Here is a 19,445-nt window from a genome sequence, read left to right on the forward strand (position 1 = left end):
TTTCGTCCTCCCCTGACCCCAGTGACACCGGAAACTTAGTCGACCGGGTACCGAGCGAACCACCGGTCGTCACCCGGCGCATCCGGGCCGAACTCGGTGAGCGCGTCGTCCACCAGGCCGACGATGACATCACGGAGCTCCAGCTGCTCCAGCCAGCTCTGCCGCAGCGTCTCTTCGCCGTACATCGCGCCGACGAGATTGCCGCAGACCGAACCGGTCGAATCGCTGTCCCCGCTGTGGTTGACCGCCGCGAGCAACGCCGTGTCGGCGTCCGTGGTGGTCAGCGCGACGTACACGGACATCGACAACGCGGTCTCGCCGACGTTGCCCTGCCCGAGCGACTCCAGCTTCTCCGGCGTCGGCGGTCCTTGCTCCGCCAGCGCCAGAGCCGCGTCGAGTGCCGCGCTCTGTTCTTCGTGACCCTCGTGCTTCACGAGCTCGTCCCGTGCGGCCGCGAGGGCGTCGAGCAGCGGTTTCCCGTGCAGCAGCCCGTGGACGAGCACCGCGAAACAGCCCGAGGACAAATACCCGCTCGGGTGACCGTGGGTCAGCGCCGCGCTTTCGGCGCCGAGCTGGAACACCTCGGCGAGGTCGTCGGACCACAGCGCGACCGGCGCCGCGCGCATCACCCCGCCGCAGCCCTTCGAGTTGTTCACCGGGCGTTCGATGGTGCCTCGGACGCCCGCGCGGCCGTACGCCTCCAGCTCGCCGAAGCAGGTCAGCCCCGGCGCACGCCGGCTGAACAGCTCCTGGTGGGTGACCAGCCAGCCGTCCGGCGCTTCGACGTCCGACTGCGGCCCGCGCGCCCGGTCCCACGCGACACCCTGCGTGTGCAGCCAGCGCTGGTAGGCCAGCTGCAGCGAGTGCACGACGTCCGCCGAGCCGGTCCGCCGCCGCTGGGCGTGCGCCCGGATCAGCGCCTCGAGCGTGAAGAGCGTCATCTGCGTGTCGTCGGTGATCCGGCCGACGCCGCCGTACGCGGGGATGAAGTCGGTGATGCCGGCCGGCCCGGCGATCTCGCGGATCCGGTCGATCGAGTCGAACTCGGTCTTCGCGCCCAGCGCGTCGCCGATCGCCCCGGCCAGCAGGCTCCCCCGCAGTCGTGAGCGCAAGTCGGGTCCCTTCGGTTTCGGGGTGAAACGGCCACTGGGATATCGGCGTTCCCAGCGCGGGTGTTCCGCGGTCTCCGTCTGGAGGCCGTTGCGGTTGAAGTACCAGAAGACGTCGCTGGCGACGTCGTCGAGCAGGCCGAGGTCGGGCAGCGCGGCGACCCACGCGGCGGGCAGGCCGGGCACGCCGAGCCGGGCGCCGACGAGCGCCCCGGCGATCGCGCCCGCGACCGGGCCGGACCGCGCCGCGAGCGTGATCGCCGCTTCCGGGTCGTAGCCGCGCTTGGCCGCGGCGAACAGCGCCCGGCCGAGCACCGACCGGACGCTCCGGCCGTCGCCGATGCTCTCCAGCTGCGTCACGTCGTCGGCGTCACGGTCTTCGCGCAACGCCAGCGTCGAGGTCGCCAGGTCGCCGCCGATCTCCCGCAGCCGCAGGTGGACGGGCAGCGCGAACGTGTCGCGGGTGAGCAGGGCCTGGAAGAGCGCGATCAGCAGGTCGACGCCCTCGGTGACCTCCGCGCCGGCGTCGCCGGTCAACGCACGGGCGACGTCCTTCGCGTACTGCTCGGCGTCGACACCGTCGATGGCGACCGCTCCCGCCGGCGTCGCGGCCAGCGCCGTGGCCAGCAACGTCGAGAGATCGTCGGGTGCGGGACCCGCGCGCCGCGTCGCGACCGCCAGCCAGCCGACCGGGTCCGGATCGGGCAGCGTCGCCGGCACCTCGCCGGTGGGCACCGGCGGCAGGCCGCGCAGCGCGATGTCGGTGTGGAACAGCAGGTGGCGCGTCAGCCCGCCCAGCGGCAGGGTGCCCACGGCGCCCTCGCCCAGTGCGTCCCCGATCGCGAAGCCGACGTACGCGCCGACGATCCGGTGCCACGCGAAGCGCGCGGCTGGCGTTCCGAAGGCGGAGAACTTCCCGAACGTCCACGGCACCGGCCGCGGGCGTGCGTCCTCGTCGACGTGCGCGATGAGGCCGTTCGCGCCCAGGTCGGCGGGCCATTCCGGGTCGTGGCCCGCCCGCCGCCGGACGCCGTTGCGGTACTGCCAGGCGAACCCGCGCAGGTACCGGACGCAGTCCTCGGGTGCCAGCTCGAAGTGGTGGTCGCGGGCGTGGTCGACGGCGTACCGCAGGTGCCGTTCCAGCAGGTCGGGCGGCTCGACGCCGAACTCCGCGACCAGCCCGGGCAGTGCCTCGGCGACCTCGGGCCCGGCTTCCGGTGCGGACTCGTCGAACTGCGGCCGCCGCTCGCCAGGAGCGGCGCCGGCCAGCTCGGCGGCGGTCAGGCTGCGGACGAGCCCGGTGCCGGGGTCTAGGGTCAGCCCGGTCGACGGCCGGTCGGCCACCAGGTCGCGGACGACGACCCGCCGGCGCAGCGGGTACCGCCCGGGCACCTTCGCCGACGAGCTGTACGCGATGACTTCCTGCCCGTTGCCGGGGACCTGGCGCACCAGCGGCTCACCGTCCGCGACCGGCACGAGGACTTCGCAGTCGAGCAGCGCGGTCACGAACTCGGCGCGGCTGATCCAGTTCGCGCCCAGGTAGTTCAGCAACTTCTGGACGTCGGTCTCCGGCCGGGGAAACCCGAGCCAGGCCGGGCCCGGGCGGTACTGCTCGCCGGCGCGGCGCGGGCCCGTCGGCTCGCCGAACAGCGTGTACTGCGCCCAGCCGCGGATGGCCCGCACCGGGATGCCGAGACCGGGAAACGCCTTCTCGTCGAACTCCGGATCGACGTCGGGCCGCCACTCGACGAAGCCGTCGTCGATGGCTTCCGCTTCTGTCATTCTCCCCATCCTCGAGCTAATGCCGCGGGTACCGCTCGATCCACTCGTCGCCGAGCGCGCTCAGCGCCGAGTGCCGGTCGAAGTGCCAGTAGGCGTCCGAAGCGACGTTCTCGACCAGGTAGCGCAGCTCCAGCTGGTCGACCCACTTCTGCGGCAGGCCGGGGATGCCGGTGCGCGCGCCGAGCAGGGCGCCGGCGACCGCGCCGGTGAGCGCGCTGCGGCCGGAGTGGTTTACGGCCCGCAGCAGCGCCTGCTCCGGGTAGTTCTCGAAACCGGACAACGCGGCGAACGCGCGTCCGAGGACCGAGAGCGTGGTCTTGCCGTCACCGATCAGCTCGGGCATCCGCAGGTCGGGGAGCCCGTGCTCGCCGAAGAACGGCACCGACTCGGCGACCATGTCCTTGATCGCCGTCCACTCCGGACCCTGCTGGAACTGGTTGTCCGGGTTGAGCACCTCGCGGCTCAGGTTCCAGATCGGGAAGCTGAACGCGTCCTTGGTCAACGCGTGCTCGAACAGCCAGGTCAGGTAGGTCGCGGCGGCCAGGTCGGGCTCGGTCGGGTGGGTGACGCCGGCCAGGTCTCGCACGGCCTGGCGCGCACCGCCGCTGAGCCCGCTGCCCGGACCGGCCATGGTCAGCGCCGCGGGCAACGCCGGGATCAGCGCGGCCGGGCCGGTCATGGGGGGCGCGCTCCCGGCTTCGGACGCGAGCTGGTGGTAGGAGTTCAGCTCAATGTCGTCGGCGTCACGGCGGGCGTGCAGGTCCGCGACCTGGACCAGCCAGCCGTCCGCGTCCTCCAGCGGCGCGCCCTGCGTGCGCAGCCAGCGCTGCAGCGCGCCGCGGACGACACCGGGGAAGAGCTGCTCGGCGTCGCGGGACTCCGGCTGTTCGCGGTGCGGGCTGCGGATCGCGGCCTCGGTGTAGAACAGCAGCCGCTGCGTCAGCGAGCCGATCCGGCCCGGCTGGTCGAACGCCGGGATCAGGTCGGTGACGCCTTCGATGCCGAACTTCGCGTGGATGTCGTGGAGCGGCATCCGGTCGACCGCGGCGCCGAGTGCTTCGCCCAAGGCGAAGCCGACGTACGCGCCCGTGACGCGCTGCCAGCCGTAGCGGAAGCCGTCGAGGTCCCGCTCGAAGTACTTGCCGAAGGTGTCGAGCCGCGGCGTCGCGCGGCCGGCGTTGTCGTAGGTCGGCGCCAGGCCGTTCGCGCGCAGGTCGTTGGGCTTGCTGCGCGGCGGCTCCGGCATCTGCAGCCGCTTCAGCCACGACTCGCCGAGCACGGTCTTCGCGCACTCCTCGGCGGTCAGCTCGTACCCGCGCCGCCGCGCCTTCTCGGCCGCGGCGAGCGGCGGCTTGACCGGGTCCGGCAGGCCCATCCGCGACGCCGTGTCGGTGGCGACGCGGATCAGGTCCTCCTCGGCCTCCGGGCAGCGGCCGTGCACGTCGATGCGCGGCTCGTGCCGCGGGAAGCGCTGGACGATCCCGGCGAGCTCGCCGCTGGAGACGTCCTCGATGGTCGTCGGGCCGCCGTTGATCACCAGGTTCGGCGGGTGCTCGAACTCGGCCAGCGTCGCGACGTCGACCTTCCACCAGCCGTGCTCGCGCGAGGGCAGGTGCCGGGTCGAGCTGAACACCTTGAGCTCGTTGCGCTCCTCGGCGAAGTAGAACCGGTCGGTCTTGCCGGTCTCCAGGTCGAGCGGGATGAACACCTCGCACCGGATCAGCCCGATGAGCAGCAGCTCCCGCGTCAGCCAGCCGACGCTGGCGAACGACAGCAGCGTCTCGAGGGTGTTCTCGGGCTTCGGGTAGCCGCGGCGGATCGGGCCCGCCTTGTACTCGGGGTTTTCGCGCTCTTCGCCGGTCTGGTTGCCGTCGGCGTCGACCTTCACCCAGCCCGCGACGGCCTGCAGCGGCACACCCAGCTCACCGAGCCCGGCCTTCACGTACTCGGGGTCGACGACCTCGCGCCAGTTCTCCTGGCCGGGGAACGCCACCGGCACCGACAGCCCGCCGGGGTGCGGGTGCGCCTGGCGTAGCTCGCCGTCCGGCTCGCGCACGACGACCGACGGCGGCGGGAAGATCTCCTTCTCCGGCCGTCCCTCGTCGAGGAACGCGATGGTGTTGTAGGGCACCGACCAGCCCTCGGGGATGCGCAGCACCTTCTCGGTGTCCACCCGGAGCCCGGCGGGACCGGAGACGTCCGGACCGTGCACCGCGCGCAGCCACTGGCCGACCTTGGCAATCGCTTCCGCCGCTTCCACCTACTCGATCCTCTCCAGGCTTCCGTCGGACTCGTGCTCGGCGATCGTCTTCGGCAGCACGAAGGCCACCGCGCCACCCGGCAGGTTCGCCCACGGAACCGTGATGCCGGTGATCACGTGCAGAGGGCGTCTCAGCCGGTAGCTCCGCCGTTCCCGCTCACGTTCCAGCGGCAGCGACGTCGTGGCGAACCGTACCTCGCCGTGGTGCACGAGGTTGCCGGGTTCCTCGCCGAAGCGCAGAACGACCGTACCCGCCACCAGCCGGGTGATGCGCTTGTTGCGGAGCAGGGTGAGGGGAGGCTCACCCGGAGCCGGGTGGACCGGCCAGTCGTCGAGCTCCTTGGCGGTTTCGAGCGGGGTTTCGTGCCCGGCGGTCATCCGGGCGGGGTGCAGCAGCAACGCCCCGAGCAGCTGCTGGGCGGCGTCTTCGAGCCGCGCGAAGTACTTCGGCTCGCGAGGCTCCCCACTGGCGTAGGCGGCGACTTCCCAGCCCTCGGGAGTGAAGTTGAGGCACCACGTGCCGTCGGCCCGGCCGCCGACGCGGTAGGCCTCCGGCCAGACGCCGTGCTCGCCGAGCCGCTGGACCAGCACGATCAGCAGTTCCTCGTCGCCGAGCTTGGGGTCCGGCGTGGTCTCGAGCTCCGCGGCGACGTCACCGCTCGTCTTCTTGACGTCCGCGCGGCTCGGCTTCGGCCGTGGCTCGCCCAGCAGGTCGGCCTCGGCGGTCCGGCGCACCAGCGGCTCGACGTACGGCGGCTGGAAGTGCTGCCGGCGGATGTGCGCGACCAGGTCCGGTTCGGGCGGGATGCCCTGCTCGGCCAGCAGGTCGGCCACCGACGACGGCCAGATCCACGCGCCGTCGGTGTGGAACCGCACGTCGCCGTCTTCGTGGACGACGGCCTCGCGCTCGAGGTACTGCAGCACGAGCGGGACCTCGGTGTCGGTCAGCGGCGGCCGCTCGACGTCCGGGCTGCTGGCTTCAGCGTGCCGGAACACCACACCGAGCGGGAGCTGGGCGCGCAGCCGCCACCAGTCGGGGATGTGCTCGTCGGCGCGCGGGAACGCGGCGAGCTCCTCCGGGTAGGCGGCCGAGGGCGGCGCGTCCGTCCACACCGGATCGTCGTCGAGCGCGAAGTCGAAGTCGAACGTGCCGTCCGGGGTGAGGGTGAACCGCGCCTGCAGCCAGGTGCCGCGGTCCTCGGTGTACATCCCTTTGCGCATTTCGGCGAACAGCTCGGCAACGGCGTCGGACGTCGTCGCGTTGTGGCCCTGGAGTTCGATGTGCGCCCCGACCTGCCGGAAGTCGACTGCGGCCGGCCCGGCGGCGTCGGTCCGGAGCTCGCGGACGAGCTTTCCCAGCTGCACCAGGACAGTGCGCTGCTCTTCGGGCGAAAGTCGTTGTTCCACGTGAATCATCGCGCCAGCACCGAGGTGAACGTGAAGGTCGGGGCGTCGCCGGCGTCGCGGCGGGCGAACTCGTCCTCCCACATCTTGAAGGTGCGCCGGTACAGCGAATCGATCAGCGCGCGCTCTTCCTTGGTGATCTTGCGGTTCTCCTCTTCAGTGGCGGCCCAGATCGCGTCGATCGTCTGGTAGAGCGCGAAGATCGGCCCGTCACCGCGGAGGTAGTTCTTGCGCTCCTCTTCGGTCCGGCGCACGAACTTCGGGTGGTCGAGGCTTCGGATGTCCGGGCCGTGGTCGAACAGCACGTCGATGACGTGCTCGTTGTCTTCGTCGAACCGGCCGGTCTTCCAGTTGAGGATCCGACCGGTGAGCCCGCCGTCGGGCGTGCTGTCGACCACGAACGCGTGGTCGTAGTACTCGAAGTAGGACGGCGTCTGAACCATCTAGAGACTCCCCTGCAGCGCGTCCCAGAACAGCTCTCGTTCGCGCTTGATCAGCCCGTCGATCAGGGCCTGTTCCTCGGCGGTGTGTGGTCGGTCTTCGGCTTTCTTGAGCGCCTTGAGGTCACGTCGCACCTCGTACAGCGAGTGCTCATACGCCGAGACATCGTCCAACGCCTTCAGATGGAGGCGCAGTTCGGCGACGTGCCCGTCGATGCGCACGCTCATCTGCAGGTCGCGGTAGCCCGCCGGAGCCGGGTTCGCGAAGCGGTCGTCGAAGTCGACGATCTCCAGGTCCGGGTGCTCCGCGATCCGCGCCAACGCGGCGTAGGCATCCTGCACGCGTTCGAACTGGATCATCGCGCCCGCGAGGTCGACCAGCCGTGACGCGTCGCCGTCGTAATTGGTGTTGATCTTGTCCATCGCCCGGCCTTCGGACTTCGGCCCGGGCCGGAACCCGGCGCGCCCGCCGGTCTCCTCCGCCAGCGGCGGCAAGATCTCCTTCAGCTTGAGGTCGGCCCGAGCCGCTTCCCGGTAGCGCTCGGCGAGGTACTCCCGCGTGTACGCCTCGTCCCCGAGCTTGCTCTGGTCGAACGGTGCCTGCTTGCGGTGCGCGTCCGGGTGGTCCTCGGCCTGGTCGATCACTTCCCGCGACGTCTCGGCCTGCTCCGGCGTGAGCGGCGTCGGGTCCGCGTGCGGTGCCACCGGTTCCGCGTCGGGCAGCGGGTGGTGCACCTCGTGCACGGCGTCGGCCAGGATCGGGATGGCCTCGTCGTGCACCAGCAGGCTGGCGATCGTCTCCGGCTTGCGCAGCAGCGACCGCGTCAGGAACTCGTTGGCCGGGTCGTGGAGCAGGTCCACCAGCTCCGGGTGCCCGGCCAGCCGCGTCCGGACGAACTCGCCGACCGGCCCGAGGTTCTGCGGGTTCCCCTCGTGGTCCTTGACGACGAGGTCGGTGGTGGCGCCGTCGAGCGCTTCGGCGACCCGCGGCTGGGCGAGGAGCTCGTCGAGCCGGGACTGCGGGGCGCTGCCGTAGCCGCCGTGCTCCGGCGTCTCGGCGTGCTCGGTCTGGACGTGCGCCTCCTCCGGCGTGCCGACGTGCATCAGCTTGATGCCCTTCGGCGGCTGCGGCAGGTGCATGAGGTCGCCGGACTGCGGGTCGATGAACGCGACGCCGTCGCGGGTGTGCACGACCATCGCGACGTGCCCGTACTCGACGCCGTTCGGGCCCTCGTACTTCACCGCGACCACGGCGTGGTGGTCGAGCGGCATGTCCCGCATCTCGCGGATGACGTCGTCGTAGCTGCCGCGCTCGGAGAACGTCTCGCCGAACCGGCCCTCCATGTGCTCGAGCGTGCCGCGGGTGCCCATCTCGTGGAAGAGGATCGGCTCGGCCGTCATGTCCCCGCCGCGCAGCCGGTCCATGTACGCCTCCGGCGCACGCGTGCAGTTCGACATGTACCCGTTCTCCAGCGCACCCGGCTGGTGGAAGCCCGGGTTGACCTCGCGCAGGTGCGGGTGCCGGTCCTGGACGTAGGCCGCGCGCTCCGCCGGCGTCGCCGCACCGGCGTGGATGGCGGGCTCGAACGGCGGGTTCGTCGCGCGCGCCAGGTGCCCGTAGTCGGGCTGGGGGGTCGGTTCGACGGGCGTTTCGTGCGTGTCGAGGACGTCGCTGACCTGCGGGTGCTCCGGCGTGGAGACGTGCTCGGGCTCGCCGAAACCGCCGAGGCGCTCCATCAGCGCGGCCTGCTTGCGGCGTTCGAACTCGGCCGCGTTGTGGTCGTTCTCGGCACGGCGCTCGGCCATCTTCTGCTGCGCGGCCTCGGGGTCGAGGTAGCGTGGGTGGCCGGGGCCGATCTCCTCGGCCTCGATGACCCACTTCCGGCGGCCCTCGGGCGTGATCTCCAGGCGTCGCTCGTGCACCAGCAGCTGCGTGCCGGGCGGCGACAGCGACTCGCGCTCGGACGGGTTCTCGGCGAGCTTCGAGATGTCCCGGAGGTTGTCCGAGCGGACGTGCAGCTCGACGTCGTCGCCGAACTTGCTGGTCGAGAACTCGTCGGTCTTGATCGAAGCGCTGGAGAACGACGGCTCGACGACCACGTCACCGGGGTTGTACGGCCCGGCGACGAGCTCGGCCAGCCGCGGATCGCCGCTGACGTCGAAGGCGCGGATGGTCTCGCCGGACGTGCGCGGGACCTGGTTGAGGCCGTCGGTGATGGCGCGGGCGTTCGCCTGGGCGAGGTCGAAGCCGGGGTGGCCGAGGCCGCGGCGCAGGGCCTCGTTGACGTCGTAGGCGTACTCGCCGCGGGTGTAGCCGTGCACCGCGACGGCGCCGTCGTCGGTCATGGCCATCCCGGCGGCGTCGCGGCGGGCGAGCGCGCGGTCGTGGATGTCCTGGTGGATGCGCTCGTCGCCGACCGCGCGGCGGATGCTCTCGTGGTCGGCCGGGGTCCCGCGGTGGTCGTCGTCGAAGAGGTAGCCCTCGTCGTGCGGCAGCCGTTCGGGCGTGGGGTTGAGGCGGTCGGTGATGGTCGGGGTTTCGTGCCGGCCGAGGGGCAGTTCGCGGATCTGGGTGGCGTCGTGCGGCAGCTCGGCGAGCCGTCCGGTGACGGGATCGGCGAACAGGACCCCGTGCTCGGTGTGCACGGCGGCGACCAGCTGTTCGTGGCCGCCGTGTTCGAAGGCGACGGCGGACCGCGCGCCGACGGGACGTTCCCCGAGGTCGCGCGCGACGTCGTCGAAGCTGCTCCGGCCGCTCCACGGTCCGTCGAGGCTCTCTCCCCGAGCGGGCCCGGCGACGACGTCCTCACCGTTCATCCGCCGGTCGAAGGCGGTCATCGACTCGGCGGCGTTGGTGCGGAAGCCGTGTTCGCCGGGGCTGTAGTGGTTGCGGGTGTTGACGGCAGCGAGGTCGGGAACGGCGTCGCGCACGAGCCGCGCGTGCTGCTGCGGGGTCTCGACAGACCCGGCGTGGAGCACGGGCGGGCCACCCGGAGTCAAAGGTTCGGCGAGCTGCGACCAGCCGCCTTCGGGCGCGTTGGTAGCGGGCACGCGCTTTTCAGCGGGCGGCGGCGCGGGTTCGTCGCCACCGAGCAGCTTGAACAGGTCACCGGACGGCTTGAGGTGGGGGTATTCGGCGTAGAACTGCTCGTCCTTCGCGGCCTGCTCCCGCTCGAAGCGCTCTTCATCAGCGCGTTCGGCGGCCCGGCGTTCGTCGATCGCACCCTGGGCGTCACCGCGATACCGCGGATCCCCGGGCGCGATTTCTTCGGCGTGCACGATCCACTGCGGCTGGTCCCGGGCGCCGGGGCGGTTCTCGAAGTCGGGGTGCTGAGGGTGGCCGGGGCCCATCTCGACCCCGGTGATCTCGAACTGCGACCCGGCCTTGAAGAGCACCTCGCGTTCGCGCCCGATGCTGGCCATGGCCTCGACGTCGCGGCCGGTCCTGGACTCGATCCGCATCTCGACCTCACCGGCGAAGGTACTGCGCGGATGCTCCGCGTCGACCTTCGACGAGCTGAGGAAGGAGGGCTCGGTGATGTGGGCGCCCTCGTGGAACCGTCCGAGGAAGGCCTGAAGCCGCGAGGGATCGCCGTGGAAGTCGACCCGCCGCGAGACGGTGCCGACGTGCGGAGGCAGCTCGTTGAGCCCGGAGACGAGCGCCCCGGCTTGCGGTGCGAGGTCGACCAGCTCGGGACCGCCGAGCCGGAGGGCCCGGTTGAGCGGCCCGACCATCTCGTGCCGGGTGTAGGCGTGCACGGCGAAGGCGCCGTCGTCGGACATGCCGGGGTGGAACTCGCCGCGCTTGGCGAGCGCCTCGCGGTGGACCTGTTCGTGCCGCCACTCGCCGCTGGACGGGCTTTGCCGCCCGGAGTCCATGAAGGTGTCTTCGATCCGAGCGATCCCGGTCGGATCCTGGGTCCGGAATGCAGGGTCGGCGAGGTAGGGCTCATCAGGGACCTGGTCGGCCTGCCCGTACGGCTCTTGCGCACCGTCGTGCTCGCTGACTGCCGGCGGCTCGCCGTCTTCGCCGTGCGCGGTGTCGGCGTGGTCGTGCGTGGGGCTGTCCGGCTCAGCGGCTTGCTCGGCACCGCCTTGCTGTTCAGTCGGTCGTTCCTGCGGCGCTCCCTGCTCAGCAGCAGGCACGCGATGCTCGACCGGCCCCTCGGCGGCGGTCGGATGTTGGGTTGCGGGTGCTTCCTGCCCGACCGGCCGCTCCGCGGTGGGTGCCGGCCGCTCGGTCGGCTGGCTTGCCCGCGCGTCATGCCTACCTGGCTGTTCGGCCGCGTTCGGTTCCTGCCGCCCCGGTTGCTCCGCAGCAGGCACATCCCGCCCGACAGGCCGCTCCGCGGCAGGCACGTCTTGCCCTGCTGGCCGCTCTGCGGTGGGCTCCTGCCCGGCAGCGTTCGGTTGTCGGGTTGCGGGCGCATCCTGCTCGACCGGCCGCTCGGTCACCGGCGTCTGTTCGCTGGCCGGTTCCGTCGACCGTTCGTGCGGCACTGCCTGGTCAGCAGGTCGTTCGGCAGCAGGCGCGTCCTGCTTGCTCTCCGCCGCGGGTGCCTGCTCTCTTGCGGGCGTTTGCTCGGTCGGCTGTTCGTGCGTCGCGGGCTGTTCGGCAGCGGGCGCGTCCTGCCCGTTCGGCCGCTCCGCAGGGTTCGGCTGCTGAGTTGTGGGTGCGTCGAGGTCGACCGGTTGCTCTGTTGCCGGCCCGCGCGTGGGCGGTTGCTCCGTCGGCCGGTTCTGGGGCTGACCGTCCGCGGGTCGCTCCTGGACCGGGGCGTGCTCAACCGTGGGCACGTTCGGTTCCGTCGGCCTCGCGGCCGGCTGCTCGGGCGTCCGCGGCTGGTCGAAGGCGCGGGGCAGGTGCTCCTGCGGCGGACCGAACCGTGGCGGCGGAACCTGCGGCGGCCCCATCGGCCGCGGCGGACCCAGCCGCGGATCGTGCGGCGGCATCGGTGGCCGGCCACTCGGCGGTGGCGGCCGTCCGCCGGGATGTGGGCCTGGCCCTTGCGGTCCGCGCGGCTGGTTCGGGTACCCCGCGGGACGCTGCCCGCCAGGCATTCCAGCATGCGGCGGACCACCCTGCGGTCCCATCGGCGGCCGCGGCGGCATCCGTCGCGGATCGTTCGGAGGCAACCCACCCTGCGGCGGCTGCCCGCGATGCGAGGTCTGCGGAGGTTGCCCTCCCTGCGGCGGCTGCCCGCTGTGCGGCGGCGACCCCTGCGGCGCCTGCCCGCCACGTGGCGTCGGTCCACCTTGCGGCGGCGGCCCACCGCGATGCGGCTGTCCACCGTGTGACGGCTGCCCACCTTGCGACGACTGTCCGCCGTGCGGAGGCTGCCCACCCAACGACGCTTGGCCTCCCGGCGGCCGCTGGCCACCGTGCGATGCCTGACCGCCCTGCGCTTGTCCGCCGTGCGGCTGGCCACTCTGCGGCTGGCCACCGTGTGGGGCCTGGCCACCCTGCGGCTGTCCGCTCTGCGGCTGTCCGCTGTGTGGAGCCTGACCGCCCTGCGGTGGCCCGCTCTGCGGTTGCCCGCTCTGCGGTTGCCCACCGTGGGGTGCCTGGCCACCCTGTGTCTGGCCGCCGTGCGGTTGCCCGCTGTGCGGAGCCTGGCCACCTTGCGGCGGCCGCCCACCCGACGGCGCCGGCGGTTGCCCGCGCATCGGCTGGCCCGGCGGCATCCGGCGCGGGTCCTGCGGTGGCATCCGTCGCTGCTGGTCGTGGGGTGGCTGACCGCCGCGTGGGGGCGGCGGGCCCTGGGGTGCCGAGCCGCCCGGGCGGGGACCTGGGCCGCCCGCACGTCCTGGACCGCCGCCCGCGTTCGGCATTCCGCCCGGTGGGGGCGGCGTGAATCCGCCCTGGGGCGGGCCCTGTTGCTGCGACGGTCCGTGCTGGAACGGCGCTGTCCCCCCGTCGGCCGCGAATGGCTGGCTCGTGCCGCCCGTGAAGCCGGCCGCTCCGACGTTGTCCTGGGGGCGGCCGCCGGTCTGGCGGCCGGGCTCCGGTGGGGCCATGCCGTAACCGCCGTTCGACGGTGCTCCCGCCGAACTCGGCGTCCCGCCATGCGACGACGTCGGCTGCGGTGCCGAACCGCCGGACTGCGGTGCCGAACCACCCGAAAACGGTGCCGAACCACCTGATGACGGCGCGGAGCTAGCCGGCCCCGCCGCCGACCCGCCCGCTGTCGGCGCCGAGCTACCCAGCCCCGCCGCCGACCCGCCCGATGACGGCGGCACCCCACCCGTCGAAGGCGCTGCTCCGCTCACCGGCTGGCTCGGCGGGGCCGCGGCCTGTTGCTGAGGTGCCGGACCGTCCGCTGCCCGGGCTTCGGCCTGCTGCTGGGGCGCCGGGCTGTCGGCCGCCGCCCTTACCCCGGCCTGCTGGACGTGGTCGGCACTCGGACGCGGCCCATCGGACTGCTGGGGCTCGTCCGCCGTGACGGACTGGCGTTCCGGTCCACTGCCCGCGCGTTGCTCGGGTTCGCTGCGGGCCTCCGGCTCGAACGACCCCTCGCGCCGCGGCTCCTCGCCGCGTGACTCTGGTTCGGACGACGGCTGTCGCGACGGCTCTTCCCCGCGCGACTCAGGTCCCGACGAAGGTTCCTCACTCCGCGACTCAGGCTCACTCCGCGACTCGGGCTCAGTCGAAGGCTCCCGCGAAGAAGCCTCACCCGACGACTCAGGCTCACTCCGCGAACCAGACTCCCCATCACCGGAGGACCCACCCGCATCACCGGGAATGTTCGCCTCGTGAACCGAGTGCATCTGCTCCTTGGCGCCCCCAACAGCACCCCCGACCGCGCCACTGGAAGCCCCGGTCAGCAACTGCTCCGGCGTCAGCGACCCCAAATCCCCGGTAACCGCCGCCTGCCCGACAGTCTGCGCAACCCCCTCGACAGCCCCCCGAGCCCCAGCCCGCATGGCCGCGTCCGCGACCTGACCACCAGCCGAATGCGAAAGCCCCTCGGTGGCCCCCCGCCCGATGGATCCGGAAGCCGCGCCGACCACCCCGCCGACCGCGCCCGAGATCGCCGCGTCCGAGGTCTTCGACCAGTCCCAGCTCTGGCGGTCGCCCTTCGCCATCTGCAGGCCCTGGATGCCCGCGTCCATCCCCAGGTTGATGGCCTCGTTCTTGAGGATCTCCATGCCGATCTTCTTGAGACCCTGCTTGAGCAGCTTCTCCAGCAGCTCCTTCGCGACCTGCTTGAACCCCTGCTGTGCCAGCTTCTCGAGCAGCTGCCGGAACAGCATCTGCACGGTCATCCGCGTCGCGACCTGGGCCGGCGCGATGCCCGCCGTCGAACCGCCGAACGTCACCGCCGCCGCCGCGATCATCGCCGCGATCTGGGCCGCCAGCACGATCAGCGAGATGATGATCATGTACTTCGTGTACTCGACGTCCAGCGCCGTCTGGTCGCAGGAATCCCCGAGGGCCTTCGTCGCGTCGGCCAGCTGCTTGAAGTACGCCTCGTCGCCCTCGACGAACTTCTTCCACTGCTCGACGAACGCGTCGGCGCCGTCGCCGGTCCAGTTGTCGCGGATGCCGGACGCCGCCTGGTTACCGGCCTCCGATGCCGGGGCGATCGCCGAAGGCGCCGTGTGCCAAGCGTCGCGAAGGGCGCGCAGCTTGGTCTCGTCGCCCTCCGGCCAGCTCTCCCCTACGACGATCGGCAGCAGCCACTTGACCGCGTCGGGCATCTCCATACCCACGGGTCATTGCCCCTTGCCGAGCTGCGAAGTCACGTCTTCGTCGGCGCCCGACAGCGCCTTCATCGACTTGGCGACGTTCTGCTGCATCCCGCGCAACCCCTGCACGAGGTTGGCGAAGCCTTCGACGGCGCCCTGCGAGCCGGGCACGTAGTCCTTGGCGAACTCCTTGCCGGAGTCGTCGTCTCCCCAGCACGCACCCTGTGCGTCGAGGGCCCCCTGCAACGTCTTCAGCGCGCTGTCCAGGCCGTCCGCCGCCGTGGTCAGGCCGTTCGACGCGCGCAGGACAGCGTCGGGTTCCGCGGTGAACCCGGAGCCCCCCTCGGGCATCAGTCGCCCCTCGTCATCCAGGACGACGGCGGCTCCTCGTCCTCGTCACGAGGCGGGCGGACGCGCTTGGGAGCGGGCTTCGGTGCGGGCATCGGCGGCGGCACGGCGTCGTTGCGCAGGATCGACCCGGTCTCTTCGAACGACTCGGGCCGCGGCGCCTCCTCAGGCGACTCGACGAAGTCGGGGATCTGCGGCACCAGCCCGGCCAGCGACGGCGCGCCTTCGACGAGGTCCGCGAGGTCGGGCAGTCCTTCGGTGATCGGCGCCATCAGGTCCGCGATCTTCTGCTTGACCTGCAGGGATCCCTGGCGCACCACCGTCTGGACGGTGTTCGCGAGCTGCGCGGGCGTCGTGCGTTCGAACGCGTTCGGCGCGAACTCGAGCTTCGCGAGGTTGCCGCCGGCGTCGATCGTGGCGCGGACCAGGCCGTCGGGGGAATTCACCTGGGCAGTGGTCTCGGCGGCCGCGGCCTGCGCGTCACGCAGCTGCGTGGTCTGCCGCTCGAAGTTCTCCAGGAGGGTGTCCATCTGGTCCTTCATCGCGGCATTGCGTGCTTCGAGCCGTGCACGGTCGTCGCCCGCGGTGGTCACAGGTGCCCCCGGTGTCCCTCGAACCTACTAATCCCTTGCCGTCACCCTAATGCCAATGGAGCAGCGGCCGTGACCGGTTCGGGTGTTTGCCTCAGCGAATCGCGCGCCGCCGCGCCAGCACGTACCCGGCTCCGCCGACGAGGTAGCAGAGGGTCGCCGCGATGAGCAGGCCCGGCGAACGGCCGTCGTCCGGCACGACCAGCGCGCCCAGCGAAACCGCCGCCACCTGCGTGATGTTGAAGAGCGTGTCGTACAGCGCGAACACCCGGCCGCGGGCTTCGTCGGCGACGTCGAGCTGGATCGACGAGTCGACGCAGAGCTTGAGCACCTGCCCGGCACCGGTGATGACGAACGACGCGAGCAGCGCCAGCGGCAGCACCATCGGCAGGCCCAGCGCGGACTGCGCGATCGCGGCGAGCACCAGCGAACCGAGCACCGCGCGCAGGCGGCCGAGCTTCCGGATCAGCCGCGCGGTCAGCAGGCCGGCGATGAGGATCCCGGCTCCGGCGAGCGCGGCCATCTGCCCGAGCCCGGGCAAACCGGCGCGGAAGATCCCGTGGTCGGTGAAGTAGTTGCGCATCATCAGCACGGTGACCAGCAGCGACACCCCGAACGACGCCCGGTGCGCGAACAGCGCGATGAACCCGGCGGTGACGCTCGGCGCGCGCCAGGCGTGCTTCGCGCCGTCGGCCAGCCCGCGCGCGACGGCCAGCACGGGGTTCGGCGGCTCGTCGACCACCGTCGGCCCGAGCACGCCGCGGGCGAAGCCGCGCGCGATGAACGCCGAGAGCAGCGTGCCGAGGACGGCGAACACCGTCGTCTCGGCGGAGCCGAGGTCGTTGCTGCCGAACAGTGCGCGCAGGCCGATCGCGCAGCCGCCGCCGAGGACGGCGACCACCGAGCCGAGCGTCGTGGCGAAGGCGTTGGCCGTCACGACGCTCTCTTCTTCCACGACGTGCGGCAGCGACGCCGAGAGTCCGGAGCCGATGAAGCGCGAGATGCCTTCCGCGGCCAGGGCCAGCGAAAACAGGCCGATCCCGCCGAACCCGAAGCCGACCGCGGCGGACGCCGAGACGATCGCGAGGCCACGCAGGAGGTTCGCGAAGATCAGGACTTTCCGGCGGTCCCAGCGGTCCAGCAGGGCACCGGCGAACGGCCCGACGATGGAGTACGGGAGCAGCAGCGCGGCGAACCCGCCGGCGATGGCCAGCGGATCGGCGGCACGCTCGGGGTTGAAGAGCACGGCCCCGGCGAGACCCGCGCGGAAGACGCCGTCACCCCAGCTGGCGGCGAAGCGCGTGAAGAGCAGACGGCGGAAGTCGGGATCCTTGAGCAGCTCCCGGGGGCCTCTTCGGGTCGCCACACCGGCGCTGATCGTCACGAAGCCAGAGTAGTGGAGGGCCGGCGCACTCAGCCTCGCCTCTCGGCGGCTATGCGCAGTGTGGCTCCTGCCGGACGGTATTCCACAAAGGCGGTTCTTCAGTGAGCCCGGGGGACACGGAGTGCGCCGACCACTGTTTCAAACGAGGCTGCTGGGGCGATTGTTCCCGAGCCGAAGTAATTCACCAGGCCCGAGGTGGGATCATAGGTCGCGTGCCAGCGGACGCCGAGGTTGAACCGGGAACGCTCCTGGTCGCCGCCCCCACGATGGTCGACCCCAACTTCCGGCGGACCGTCGTGTTCGTCATCGATCACCGCGACGAAGGCACGCTCGGCGTGGTCCTGAACCGGCCGAGTGACGTCGCCGTGCACGACGTCCTGCCCAACTGGGGCGGGCACGTCGCCGAGCCGCAGGCGGTGTTCGTCGGCGGGCCGGTCGAGAAGAAGACCGCGTTGTGCCTGGCCGCGTTGCGCACCGGCGAGACGGCGGCGAGCGTGCCGGGCGTGATCGCGGTCCGCGGCCCGGTCGCGCTGGTCGACCTGGACACCGACCCCGAGGTGCTGGTGCCGAAGGTCCGCGGCGTGCGCGTGTTCGCCGGGTACGCGGGCTGGGACTCCGGTCAGCTGGCCGGCGAGATCGAGCGGGACGACTGGGTCATCGTGCCCGCGCTCCCGAGCGACATCCTGGCCTCACCGAGCGGCGACCTGTGGAGCCAGGTGCTGCGCCGCCAGGGCATTCCCCTGGCCCTGCTGGCCACCCACCCGGGCGACCTCCAAAGGAATTAAGCGTCTTCCTTCTTGAAGACCCCGCAGCCGCCGGCGCCGCACGCGCAGCCGCTGCAGCCGGCGGGTGCCGCCGGAGCCGGCGCGGGCACGGTCAGCGCGGCCCGGTTGCCGAGCACCCCGCCGCCCATGACCAGCACGAGCATGGCGAGCACCCCGGCGAGCGCGGCGGAGACCAGGCCGGCGGTCGTCGGCATCGCGAGCCCGGCCAGCCCGGTGAGCACGGAGATCGCGCCACCGGCCATGGTCGGCAGCGCCGCGACGCGGTTGGCCAGCTTGAACGCTTCTTCGCTGCGCAACGCGGCCTGCGTGCGCACGCCGGTGCCGCCTTCGCGCGTCAAGCGCTCGCGGAAACCGAGGAACCCACCAAAGCCGACGAGCAGACCCAGCACGACCGGAACCAGCGCGATAGCGAACACGAGGTCAAGGATAAGCGTGACGTCCTGGCAACCTGGCGGATACCCTGACCGACTGTGCTACAGGCCATGTCACCACGCGTACTGCCCACAGTGCTGGCCCTTGGTCTGATCGGGGGAATTCTCGCCGCGTCGCCGGCGAGCGCCACCGAGAGTCACCAGCGGCCGGTCCGCCTGCTCGGCGAGCAGATCGTCCCCAACTCCCTGCTGTTCCAGGGCACGGTGGTCGGCGGCCTCTCCAGCATCGACCACGACCCCCGGACCGGCGGATACGCCCTGATCTGCGACGACCGGTCGGCGATCAACCCCGCCCGCTTCTACACGGCGACGTTCCCGGTGTCGGCGGACGGCGTCGGCCCGGTCACCTTCACCGGCACGAAGCCGCTGCTGCGCCCGGACGGCACGCCGTACCCGCCGCTCACGCAGAACGACCCCTCGAAGCCGCAGAACGAGCAGACGATCGACCCCGAGGAGCTGCGCGTCGACCCGTGGACCGGCGACTACTACTGGTCGCAGGAGGGCGAGCGCACCGCGACGACGTTGATCGACCCGTCGATCCGTGAAGCGCGCCGTGACGGGAAATACGTCCGCGACCTGCCGATCCCCGCGAACGAGAAGATGACGCCGACGGCCGGCCCGCGGCAGAACCTCGTCCTCGAAGGCATCACCTTCACCGGTTTCGGCTCGCTGCTGGCCAGCGAGGTCGAGGGCCCGCTGCTGCAGGACGGCCCCGAGCCGACGACGACCGCGGGCGCGCTCTCGCGGATCACCCTCCAGTCGCGCTTCGGCCCGATCCTGGCGCAGTACGCGTACCCGCAGGAGCCGCTCTTCGCCGCGCCGGTGCCGCCGACGGCGTTCGCCACCACCGGCGTCTCCTCGATGCTGGCCGTCGACCAGGCCGACCCGACGAAGTTCCTGATGATGGAGCGCTCGTTCAGCACCGGCGTCGGCAACAAGGTGCGCGTCTACGAAATCGACACGAAGGGCGCGACGAACGTCCTGAATGTGAAGTCCCTGGCCGATGCGAAGGACGTCAAGCCGGTCAAGAAGCGGTTCCTCTTCGACGCCGCCGACCTCGGCTTGTCCACTGTGGACAACCTCGAAGGCATGACCTGGGGCCCGAAGCTGCCGAACGGCGAGCGCAGCTTGATCATCGTCAGCGACAACAACTTCTCGGCCACGCAGGTCACCCAGTTCGTCGCACTGGCGGTCCCCTCGGAACGGCTTTGACCAGCAAGTTA

General features: G+C 71.7%; 11 protein-coding genes. 2 read left to right on the forward strand and 9 right to left on the reverse strand.

What is annotated here, in order from left to right; genetic code table 11:
• Positions 1-35: 35 nt before the first annotated feature.
• The 8 genes from QQ657_RS18750 to QQ657_RS18785 all read right to left on the reverse strand — a co-directional run bounded on the left by QQ657_RS18750 (position 36) and on the right by QQ657_RS18785 (position 17,006).
• Positions 36-2,891, reverse strand: coding sequence for an ADP-ribosylglycohydrolase family protein (locus QQ657_RS18750; RefSeq protein WP_284743454.1), 2,856 nt, complete (start codon positions 2,889-2,891; stop codon positions 36-38).
• Positions 2,892-2,907: 16 nt separating this feature from the next.
• A complete protein-coding gene (locus QQ657_RS18755) occupies positions 2,908-5,151 on the reverse strand; it encodes an ADP-ribosylglycohydrolase family protein (protein ID WP_284743455.1) in 2,244 nt (747 codons plus the stop codon).
• Complete coding sequence (locus QQ657_RS18760) at positions 5,152-6,567, reverse strand: TNT domain-containing protein (protein ID WP_284743456.1); 1,416 nt, start codon at positions 6,565-6,567, stop codon at positions 5,152-5,154.
• Positions 6,564-6,998 (reverse strand): hypothetical protein, encoded by a 435-nt coding sequence (locus QQ657_RS18765; RefSeq protein ID WP_284743457.1) that lies wholly within the window; start codon positions 6,996-6,998, stop codon positions 6,564-6,566. Before QQ657_RS18765 ends, QQ657_RS18760 begins: the two co-directional genes overlap by 4 nt.
• On the reverse strand, positions 6,999-14,702 hold the full coding sequence (locus tag QQ657_RS18770) for a WXG100-like domain-containing protein (protein ID WP_284743458.1): 7,704 nt from the start codon (positions 14,700-14,702) through the stop codon (positions 6,999-7,001).
• Between the two features lie 9 nt (positions 14,703-14,711).
• Entirely contained in the window at positions 14,712-15,035 is a 324-nt protein-coding gene (locus tag QQ657_RS18775) for a WXG100 family type VII secretion target (protein ID WP_284743459.1), read from the reverse strand.
• The gene (locus QQ657_RS18780) at positions 15,035-15,574 is read right to left on the reverse strand and encodes a YbaB/EbfC family nucleoid-associated protein (RefSeq protein ID WP_284743460.1); all 540 of its coding nucleotides are present in this window, start codon (positions 15,572-15,574) and stop codon (positions 15,035-15,037) included. Before QQ657_RS18780 ends, QQ657_RS18775 begins: the two co-directional genes overlap by 1 nt.
• 142 nt (positions 15,575-15,716) lie before the next feature.
• The gene (locus QQ657_RS18785; RefSeq protein WP_284743461.1) at positions 15,717-17,006 is read right to left on the reverse strand and encodes an MFS transporter; all 1,290 of its coding nucleotides are present in this window, start codon (positions 17,004-17,006) and stop codon (positions 15,717-15,719) included.
• Between the two features lie 203 nt (positions 17,007-17,209).
• Here QQ657_RS18785 and QQ657_RS18790 point away from each other — a divergent pair, with 203 nt between their 5' ends.
• Entirely contained in the window at positions 17,210-17,791 is a 582-nt protein-coding gene (locus QQ657_RS18790) for a YqgE/AlgH family protein (protein WP_284743526.1), read from the forward strand.
• On the opposite strand, the gene QQ657_RS18795 is transcribed toward QQ657_RS18790, so the two are convergent.
• On the reverse strand, positions 17,788-18,207 hold the full coding sequence (locus tag QQ657_RS18795) for an SdpI family protein (protein ID WP_284743462.1): 420 nt from the start codon (positions 18,205-18,207) through the stop codon (positions 17,788-17,790). The two genes, QQ657_RS18790 and QQ657_RS18795, sit on opposite strands and share 4 nt — an antisense overlap.
• A gap of 66 nt (positions 18,208-18,273) precedes the next feature.
• Here QQ657_RS18795 and QQ657_RS18800 point away from each other — a divergent pair, with 66 nt between their 5' ends.
• Positions 18,274-19,434, forward strand: coding sequence for an esterase-like activity of phytase family protein (locus tag QQ657_RS18800; protein ID WP_284743463.1), 1,161 nt, complete (start codon positions 18,274-18,276; stop codon positions 19,432-19,434).
• Positions 19,435-19,445 lie beyond the last annotated feature (11 nt).

Origin of the sequence: Amycolatopsis ponsaeliensis, assembly GCF_030182635.1 — a bacterium.
GTDB lineage: Bacteria > Actinomycetota > Actinomycetes > Mycobacteriales > Pseudonocardiaceae > Amycolatopsis > Amycolatopsis ponsaeliensis.

Excerpts from the sequence above, each read along its gene's own strand:
- QQ657_RS18750 (WP_284743454.1), bottom strand. The coding sequence starts at position 2,891 with ATGACAGAAGCGGAAGCCATCGACGACGGCTTCGTCGAGTGGCGGCCC.
- QQ657_RS18760 (WP_284743456.1), bottom strand. The coding sequence starts at position 6,567 with ATGATTCACGTGGAACAACGACTTTCGCCCGAAGAGCAGCGCACTGTC.
- QQ657_RS18765 (WP_284743457.1), bottom strand. The coding sequence starts at position 6,998 with ATGGTTCAGACGCCGTCCTACTTCGAGTACTACGACCACGCGTTCGTG.
- QQ657_RS18770 (WP_284743458.1), bottom strand. The coding sequence starts at position 14,702 with ATGGAGATGCCCGACGCGGTCAAGTGGCTGCTGCCGATCGTCGTAGGG.
- QQ657_RS18775 (WP_284743459.1), bottom strand. The coding sequence starts at position 15,035 with ATGCCCGAGGGGGGCTCCGGGTTCACCGCGGAACCCGACGCTGTCCTG.
- QQ657_RS18780 (WP_284743460.1), bottom strand. The coding sequence starts at position 15,574 with ATGAAGGACCAGATGGACACCCTCCTGGAGAACTTCGAGCGGCAGACC.
- QQ657_RS18800 (WP_284743463.1), top strand. The coding sequence starts at position 18,274 with ATGTCACCACGCGTACTGCCCACAGTGCTGGCCCTTGGTCTGATCGGG.